At 69.9% G+C, this 2,943-nt stretch carries 2 protein-coding genes and 1 pseudogene; 1 reads left to right on the forward strand and 2 read right to left on the reverse strand.

Annotated elements, in window-relative coordinates; all coding sequences use genetic code 11:
* Nucleotides 1-5: 5 nt before the first annotated feature.
* Entirely contained in the window at nt 6-971 is a 966-nt protein-coding gene (locus tag AC08OX_RS16630; RefSeq protein ID WP_476608657.1) for a carbohydrate ABC transporter permease, read from the reverse strand.
* The gene (locus AC08OX_RS16635) at nt 968-1,873 is read right to left on the reverse strand and encodes a carbohydrate ABC transporter permease (RefSeq protein WP_476608658.1); all 906 of its coding nucleotides are present in this window, start codon (nt 1,871-1,873) and stop codon (nt 968-970) included. The genes AC08OX_RS16630 and AC08OX_RS16635 overlap by 4 nt, the downstream gene beginning before the upstream one ends.
* Before the next feature lie 235 nt (nt 1,874-2,108).
* On the opposite strand from AC08OX_RS16635, the pseudogene AC08OX_RS16640 reads away from it, so the two are divergent.
* Nucleotides 2,109-2,943, forward strand: a pseudogene (locus tag AC08OX_RS16640) (DUF349 domain-containing protein); the annotation flags it as partial.

Consider the following 2,943-nt stretch of genomic DNA (forward strand, 5'->3'; position numbering starts at 1 on the left):
CAAGCTCAGGCACCGGCACCCGTACCGGTAATTCCGGCGGCGAGACGGCGTTGGGCGACGACGAAGACGACGAGCGACGGCAGGCTGATGATCAGCGCGGCCGCGGCGAGCTCGGTGAAGTCCGGAATGACGGAGGAGGAGTCGGTCATCAGGCGCGCGAGCGCCAGCGGCGGGGTGGCGATGTCCGGCGACCGCGCGACCAGCAGCGGCCACAGGTACTCGTTGTACGACAACAGGAAGCTGAACACCGATACGGAGGCGATCGCGGGCGCGGCGAGCGGCACGATGATCGTCCACAGCGTCCGCCAGGTACCGAGCCAGTCCATCCGCGCGGCTTCCAGGACCGACCCCGGGATGGTGCTCATGTACTGCCGGAGCATGAAGATCATCGCCGCGTGTGTCATGAACGGCAGGACCAGGCCGACCCGGGTGTCAGCGAGTCCGAGCGCGGAAATGGTGACGTAGTTCGGCACGGCGGTGATCTGGGTCGGCACCAGCAGGGTGGCGAGCACCACCGCGAAGGCTGCCGTACGCCCGCGAAAGCGCAGACAGGAGAAGGCGTAGGCGGCCGGGATCGCCGTCGCGAGCTGCAACGCGAGGATCGCCAGGCTCACCGCCACCCCCGTGAGCAGGGCAGGTCCGAGATCACCGGCGTACCAGGCGCGGTCGAACGAGCTCAGGTCGATGCTGGACGGGATCGGGTTCGACGTCAGCGCCAGCGCGGTCTGCCGCGGCCCAACGGCGGTCCGCACCATCCAGACGAAGGGCAGGACGACCGCGACGATGCCGATCGTGAGCAGGACGAGACGCCCGATCGTCGGTCCGGTCGGTGACCGGCGGCGACCGCGCCGCGATGCCGGGATCGGCGCCGGCGCCGATCCCGGTTGCGGGGCCCGCCGACGCGAGGCTCGCCGCACGGCGTGGCCACGGGGCGCCGGCCCGGACGCCGGACTGGAGGTGTCGACGCTCACGCGGCGGCCTCCCGAGTGCGTCGGATGCGGCGCCCGAGCAGCCCGCCAGCGGCACCCAGTGCCACGATCACGACAAACAGCATCAGGGCGATCATCGAGGCATATCCGATGCGGAACGATCCAGTGAATCCGACCTCGTAAATATAGTAAATGATCGTCGTGCTGGAGTCCAGGGGGCCACCTTTCGTGAGCACCGCGACCGTTTCGAAGGTCTGCAGGGTCAGAATGGTGACGAACATCCCCAGGAAGATCGTCGTCGGGGCGAGCAGCGGCAGGGTGATGTGACGCAGCCGGGCGAATCCGTGGATGCCGTCCACGTCCGCCGCCTCGTACACCGATCTCGGGATCGCCGTCAGCCCGGCGAGATAGACGACGAAGACGAAGCTCGTCAGCCGCCAACCACCGACGAGGGCCACCACCGGCAACGCGGTCGAGGTGTCGCCGAGCCAGTCGACCGGAGCCACCCCGAACAGCCCGACGATGGTGTTCGCGAGACCGTCGGGGCTGCTGTCGAACATGTAGGCGAACACGACCGCCATGGCCACAATATTCGCACTGACCGGAAGAAACAGCGCACATCGCACCAGCGCCCGGCCATGGGTCACCCGTTCGGCGGCCAGCGCGAGCGCCAGCCCGATCACGATCGCGGGTACCACCGTGAGGGCGCAGTACAGCAGCGTGTTGCGCACGGCGCCGGCCAGGTCCGCGTCGGAGAGAGCGGTACGCAGGTTCGCCGTGCCGACCCAGTCGAAACGCGGTCCCGTCAGGGTCTTGTCCGTGCCCGCGATGAAGGCCGACACCAATGCGGGCCCGATGACGAAAACACCGAGTCCCACGAACGCCGGCAGCAACAACACCCCGGCTCGCCAGCCCGCCCGGCTGTCACCCGCCTCACGCGTCACAGTTATGCATCCTGGCCCCACCTGTGCCGGGATGCCGGTACGGGGGTGGCTCCCGCGGAGGAGCAGCCGGTGCCTGCACGTGTCGCCCGGTCCGTCCACATCCCACGCGACACCGCCAACGGCCCACGCGACACCGCCAACGGCGAATCGTGGTGACCGATCCGTGGCGGCTGTCCCCTCAACGGCCAACGCCTGCAAGAATGACAGGAAACGCCAGTCGATCTTCGGGAACACCATGAGCGACCGCAGCGAGCCCGACCACGCCTCCGCCTGGGGGCGTGTCGCCGATGACGGCACGGTCTTCGTTCGCACGGCCAGCGGCGAACGTGCCGTCGGATCATGGCGTGCCGGCAGTCTCCCTGGCCCACTTCGAGCGCCGCTTCGACGATCTGTCCGCCGAGGTCGAGCTGCTCGAGCGGCGGCTGACGGTCAGCGGGGTCGATCCGACCGGGATCGTCGGCAGCGCACGGCGGCTACTCGATTCCCTCGACGAGGCCGCGGTCGTCGGTGATCTGGATGCGCTGCGCACGCGGCTGGAGGCCGTGGTCGCCGCCACTGAGGAACATCGCTCCGCGCTCGCCGCCGAGCGGGCCGGCCGGATCGCCGCGGCCAAGGAGCAGCTGGTCGCCGAGGCCGAACGGCTCGGCCGCAGCTCGGAGTGGAAGACCGCCGGGGAGCGGTTCCGCGCGCTCGCCGAGGAGTTCCGCGCCGCCGGCTCGTTGGACAAGCGCACCGACTCGGCGCTGTGGCGGCGCATCGCCACGGCCCGGGACGAGTTCACCCGCCGCCGGACCGCGCACTTCGCCGCTCTCGACACGCAGCGGGCCCGTTCGAGGGAACGGAAGGAGGCGATCATCGCCGAGGCGGAGGCGCTGTCCGACTCCACCGACTGGGCCGGCACGGCCGCCCGCTACCGGGCGCTGCTCGCCGACTGGAAGGCCGCCGGTCGCGCGGCAAAGGATATCGACGACGCGTTGTGGAACCGCTTCCGCGCGGCGCAGGACGCCTTCTTCACCCGCCGCAACGAGGCCAATGCCGAGCGCGACGCCGAGTTGCGCGAAAACCAGGTC

It is taken from the genome of Frankia sp. CoBUL1, from assembly GCF_978021245.1.